The organism is Variovorax sp. 20P10.2.4, from assembly GCF_058244205.1.
Genome location: NZ_JBZAYE010000512.1, coordinates 1 through 5,439, shown reverse-complemented (window position 1 = coordinate 5,439; position 5,439 = coordinate 1). Strand labels below are relative to the sequence as shown.

Sequence of the window (5,439 nt, the reverse complement as noted above, 5' to 3'; positions counted from 1 at the left end):
TGCCTTCCAGGCGCAACTGCCGCGCCTGTGCGCGCTGCTCGTCAAGGAGGCCTTCAAGACCTGGGGCGACGCGGTGTCCGAGGTGCGCGAGGCGATCGACTTCCTGCGCTACTACGCCGACGAGGCCGAGCGCCTGATGCAGCCCGTGCTGCTGCCCGGCCCGACCGGCGAGCGCAACGAGCTGCGGCTCACCGCGCGCGGGCCCTGGGTCTGCATCAGCCCGTGGAACTTCCCGCTGGCCATCTTCACGGGCCAGGTCGCGGCCGCGCTCGCCACCGGCAACACCGTGCTGGCCAAGCCCGCCGAGCAGACGCCGGCCATCGCGCGCGAGGCGGTCGCGCTGCTGCAGGCCGCGGGCATCCCGGCCGACGTGCTGCAGCTGCTGCACGGCCCCGGCGAGACCGTGGGTGCCGCGCTGGTGGCCGCGCCCGGCGTGGCCGGCGTGGTATTCACCGGCTCGACGCAGGTGGCGAAGATCATCCATCGCGCGCTGGCGGGCAAGGACGGCCCGATCGTTCCGCTGATCGCCGAGACCGGCGGCATCAACGCGATGCTGGTCGACTCGAGCGCGCTGCCCGAGCAGGTGGCCGATGCCGTCGTGCAGAGCGCCTTCCGCTCGGCCGGCCAGCGCTGCTCGGCGCTGCGGCTCCTGGTGCTGCACGAGGGCATCGCCGATGGCGTGATCGAGATGATCCGCGGCGCGGCGGCCGAGCTGTCGGCCGGCGATCCCGCGCTGCTCGCGACCGACGTCGGCCCGGTGATCGACCGCGAGGCGGCCGACAACATCCGCCGCCACCTGGCGCGGCTGGACCGCGAAGCGAAGCGCGTGCTGGCGCCAGCAGCAGCGGACGACGCGTCGTCCACCCTGATCGCGCCGGCGGCCTATGAAGTGGGTGCCATCGAGGACGTGCGCAGCGAGATCTTCGGCCCCGTGCTGCAGATCGTGCGCTGGGGCTCGGGCGCGCTGGGCGATCCGGCCGAGGTGATCGAGCGCATCAACGCGCTCGGCTACGGCCTCACGCTCGGCATCCAGACGCGCATCGATTCGCGCGCCCAGGCGCTGGCCGTGCGTGCCCACGTGGGCAATGTCTACGTCAACCGCAACATCATCGGCGCGGTGGTCGGCGTGCAGCCCTTCGGCGGCGAAGGGCTCAGCGGCACCGGGCCCAAGGCGGGCGGGCCGAACTACCTGCCGCGCTTCTGCGCCGAGCAGACCGTGACGGTCAACACGGCGGCCGCGGGCGGCAATGCGGCCCTGCTGAGCACGGTGGCGTAGCGCCGTCGCGCCACGCCACCGCGCGACCTCAGCGCACCGTGCTCTGGCCGTGCGCGGCGGCCTGGCGATCGAGCTGCTCGATCAGCGCGCCGTAGGCCGGGCTGGCGCGCAGCCGCGTGTATTCGGCCTGCGCCTGGCGATAGCCCGCGCGGGTCGGGTCGGCACCCGCTTCGCCCGACTGCTTCGCGGCCAGGCCCGACTGCATCCACAGCCGCGTGTCGGCGGCCACCGCGGCGCGGCTGTTGGCCGACACCGTGGCCACCTGCTGCTGCGGCGTGCCGTCGGTGTAGCCCTGCGTGGGCGCGGTCTTGAGCCATTGGCGCGCTTCGGCCGTCACGGCTTCGCGCGTCGTCGACGCGCTGAACGACGCGGGGCGCGGATCGCCCTCGGCGTAGTTGCCCGCGAAGCTCGGCGCGGCGGCGGCCGCCAGCAGCGCGGCGAAGGCGGCGGTGCCCAGCAGGCGGGTGGTGCGGACGGTGCGGTGTTGCGAAGTCTTCATGTCGTCGTTCCTTTCAGTGGTGGGACGTGGTGGTTGAACCCGGTGGGAGCGAAGGGGCCGGTGGGCCTCGTGGTCTTCGTCTTTCCTTGCCACCGACTCTAGGGAGGGCAAACCGGCGATCGATAACCCGTTGATGACGATTTCGTCATCTGCCGCGCCGCCGCAAAAAAACCGCGCGCGGGGGCGTCAAGCGACTCTTGCATAACCGCCTGTCGCGGCATGCATAAGCCATGGCGCGGCGCGCGAGACGGGACTATCGTTCGCCCATCATTCCAACCAAGGGACTCTCATGAGCGAAAAACTCTCCTTTGTCACGCCGACGGCCAACAGCCCCTGGGGCACGTACCTGTCGCAGGTCGATCGCGTGGTGCCCTACCTGGGCCCGCTCGCGCGCTGGGTCGAAACCCTCAAGCGCCCCAAGCGCGCGCTGATCGTCGACGTGCCGATCGAGATGGACGACGGCACCATCGCCCACTTCGAGGGCTACCGCGTGCAGCACAACATGAGCCGCGGCCCGGGCAAGGGCGGCGTGCGCTTCCACCCCGACGTCACGCTCGAGGAAGTGATGGCCCTGTCGGCCTGGATGACCATCAAGACGGCCGCCGTCAACCTGCCGTACGGCGGCGCCAAGGGCGGCATCCGCGTCGACCCGAAGAAGCTCTCGCTGCAGGAGCTCGAGAAGGTCACGCGCCGCTACACCAGCGAGATCGGCATCATCATCGGCCCGCACACCGACATCCCCGCGCCCGACGTCAACACCAACGCCCAGATCATGGCGTGGATGATGGACACCTACTCGATGAACGTCGGCGGCACCGCCACCGGCGTCGTCACCGGCAAGCCGCTGCACCTGGGCGGCTCGCTGGGTCGCGTCAAGGCCACCGGCCGCGGCGTGTTCGTCACCGGCCGCGAAGCCGCGCGCCGCCTCGGCCTCGACCTGCGCGGCGCGCGCATCGCGGTGCAGGGCTTCGGCAACGTGGGCTCGGTCGCGGCCGAGCTGTTCGCCGAAGCGGGCGCCAAGATCGTCGCGGTGCAGGACCACACCGGCACCATCGTCAACGACAAGGGCCTCGACCTCGCGCAGCTGGTGCCGATCTCGCGCACCGACGGCGTGGTCGGCTTCAAGGCCGGCGGCGACATCGTGCCGAACGAGGACTTCTGGAGCGTCGCCTGCGACATCCTGATCCCCGCCGCGCTCGAAGGCCAGCTCACGGCCGATCGCGCGAAGAAGACCACCGCCAAGCTGGTGCTCGAAGGCGCCAACGGCCCCACCGTGCCGCAGGCCGACGACATCCTCGCCGAGCGCGGCGTGCTGGTGGTGCCCGACGTGATCTGCAATGCCGGCGGCGTGACCGTCAGCTACTTCGAATGGGTGCAGGACTTCTCGTCCTTCTTCTGGGACGAGGACGAGATCAACGTGCGCCTCGACCGCATCATGATGAACGCACTCAACCAGATCTGGGACACGGCCGACAAGCACAAGATCACGCTGCGCACCGCGACCTACGCGGTGGCTTGCGAGCGGATCCTGATGGCGCGGCAGGAGCGCGGTCTGTACCCCTGAGCGACGCCTGTCGTTCCCGAGGCCGTTGCCGGCCTCGGCGTCTGTATCCTGCGGGCCCATGAACCGTCCGCCGATCTACCTCGACCCCGCGTTCGTCGCGTCGCCCGATGCCCTGCTCGGGTGGCTCCAGGCCGCGGTGACGTGGGACGAGCGCATGAAGGCGCGCAAGACGGCCAGCTTCGGCGTGCCGTACGACTATTCGCAGATCAGCTACGAGGCGGTGCCGATGCCGTCCGTGCTCGACGATCTCTGCGAGCGGATCGAGGCGAGGCTGGGGTTCCGTCCGAACAACTGCCTGCTGAACCACTATCCCGACGGCGCTTCGTCGATGGGCTTCCACTCCGACGACACCGAGGTTCTTTCCCCGGGCACGGGCGTGGCCATCGTGTCGGTGGGCAGCGAGCGTTCGATCGTCTACCGCAGCAAGGCCGACAGCGGCATCCGGCACGACTTCCCGCTACCGCACGGATCGCTGCTGTACATGTCGGACGCCGTCCAGCGGGACTGGTTGCACGCAATCCCCAAGGCACAAGTCGTTGGCGAGCGGATCAGTCTCACTTTCAGATCCATCCATCGTCCGACGAATTCGGCCTGAATTTGCCGGGCGTCCGTCGGCGTGCGACGGGCGGTGCGCTATCGTTGGCGGGGTGGCGAAACCACCGAGACATCCTGCCTGAATGGCATCTCCCCGAGGCTCTTTTCGTGAACACACTTGGCTCCGTCGAGAACGCGCGCATCCAGAAACTCCTTGCCGGCGGCCAGCGCAAGCTGCTCGGCCTGGTCGGCGCCCCCGGCGCCGGCAAGTCCACGCTCGCGGCGCTGCTGCGCGACGCGCTCGGCGCCGAGCGCGCGCAGGTGGTGCCGATGGACGGCTTCCATCTCGCCAACGTCGAGCTGCGCCGGCTCGGCCGCGCCGACCGCAAGGGCGCGCCCGACACCTTCGACAGCGCCGGCTACGTGGCGCTGCTGCAGCGGCTGCGCGAACAACGGCCCGGTGGCGACATCGTCTATGCGCCCGAGTTCCGGCGCGAGATCGAGGAGCCGGTGGCGGGCGCGATCGCGGTGCTGCCCGAGACGCAGCTCGTCATCACCGAGGGCAACTACCTGCTGCACGACACCGGGCCCTGGGCCGGCGCGGCCGCGCTGCTCGACGAGGTCTGGTACGTGGACATCGACGACGCGTTGCGCGAGGCGCGGCTGGTGCGCCGGCACGAGCAGTTCGGCCGCAGCGCCGAGGCGGCGCGCGCGTGGGTGGCGCAGACCGATGCGCCGAACGCGCGGCTGATCGCGGCCACGCGCGCACGGGCGCACCACGTCGTCGTGCTTTCCTGACCGGCGCCTGATCCGGGGGATCGCCGAGGGAACGCGCGGCCCTCATCGCGCTCGAAGGCAGGCCGGCCGTCCGCCGGTTAGCATCCGCCACGCCATGCCGACCCTGCCTCCGATGCCCCTTCGCTCCCGCTTCTTCGTCCTCCTGCCGGTGCTGCTGTCGGCACTGGTGCTCGCGGGCTGCGGCAGCAGCGCGCGCCGCGTCGCCTACGACACCGAGGAGTTCGACTCCACCACCACCCACACGCGCAGCTACGAGGCCACCGAGGCCCAGACCTGCGAGGCCGCGCGCCGCGCGCTGCTGAGCCAGGGCTACATGGTCACGGCCGCCAATGCCGATCTGGTGACCGGCCGCAAGAGCTTCCAGCCGGCCGCCGAGGTGCACGTGGAGGTCGAGTTCCGCGTGGTCTGCGCGGCCGAGGGCGGCCGGGGCGGCAAGGGCGCCAGGCCGAAGAGCACGGTGGCCTTCGCGACCGCGCTGCAGGACCGCTACGGCCTCAAGAAGGTCAACAACTCGGCGAGCCTGGGCGTGGGCGCCTTCGGCTCGCTGTCGCTGCCGCTGACGGGCAGCGACGACGCGATGGTCAAGGTGGCGAGCCAGACGCTGACCGACGAGCGCTTCTACGACCGCTTCTTCGCGCTGCTCGACCGTTTCCTCGAAGGGCAGGAGCCGGGCGCGGAAGAGCCCGAGGACCTGCCCGAGCCCGCGCCGCCGGCACCCGCCGCCACCCCGTCCCCGGCCCCGGCCACCACCTTCCCGGTGCCGACCTC

6 protein-coding genes are annotated in these 5,439 nt (G+C 71.0%); 5 read left to right on the top strand and 1 reads right to left on the bottom strand.

The window, feature by feature from the left end:
* Positions 1-1,276: L-glutamate gamma-semialdehyde dehydrogenase (locus AC27VN_RS31675; RefSeq protein ID WP_490879123.1), on the top strand; the 1,276-nt coding region annotated here is incomplete at its 5' end.
* 28 nt (positions 1,277-1,304) lie between these two features.
* Here AC27VN_RS31675 and AC27VN_RS31670 read toward each other — a convergent pair.
* Complete coding sequence (locus AC27VN_RS31670) at positions 1,305-1,775, bottom strand: hypothetical protein (RefSeq protein ID WP_490879122.1); 471 nt, start codon at positions 1,773-1,775, stop codon at positions 1,305-1,307.
* 289 nt (positions 1,776-2,064) lie between these two features.
* Between AC27VN_RS31670 and AC27VN_RS31665 the strand changes: the two genes are divergently transcribed.
* The 4 genes from AC27VN_RS31665 to AC27VN_RS31650 form a co-directional block, all read left to right on the top strand.
* Positions 2,065-3,339 carry a Glu/Leu/Phe/Val family dehydrogenase gene (locus AC27VN_RS31665; protein ID WP_490879121.1) on the top strand — a complete coding sequence of 425 codons (1,275 nt, stop codon included), beginning with the start codon at positions 2,065-2,067 and terminating at the stop codon, positions 3,337-3,339.
* 58 nt (positions 3,340-3,397) lie between these two features.
* A complete protein-coding gene (locus tag AC27VN_RS31660; protein ID WP_490879120.1) occupies positions 3,398-3,934 on the top strand; it encodes an alpha-ketoglutarate-dependent dioxygenase AlkB family protein in 537 nt (178 codons plus the stop codon).
* 107 nt (positions 3,935-4,041) lie between these two features.
* Positions 4,042-4,671, top strand: coding sequence for a nucleoside/nucleotide kinase family protein (locus tag AC27VN_RS31655; protein ID WP_296787376.1), 630 nt, complete (start codon positions 4,042-4,044; stop codon positions 4,669-4,671).
* 112 nt (positions 4,672-4,783) lie between these two features.
* A partial coding sequence (locus AC27VN_RS31650) for a DUF2242 domain-containing protein (RefSeq protein ID WP_490879119.1) occupies positions 4,784-5,439 on the top strand: 656 nt, incomplete at its 3' end.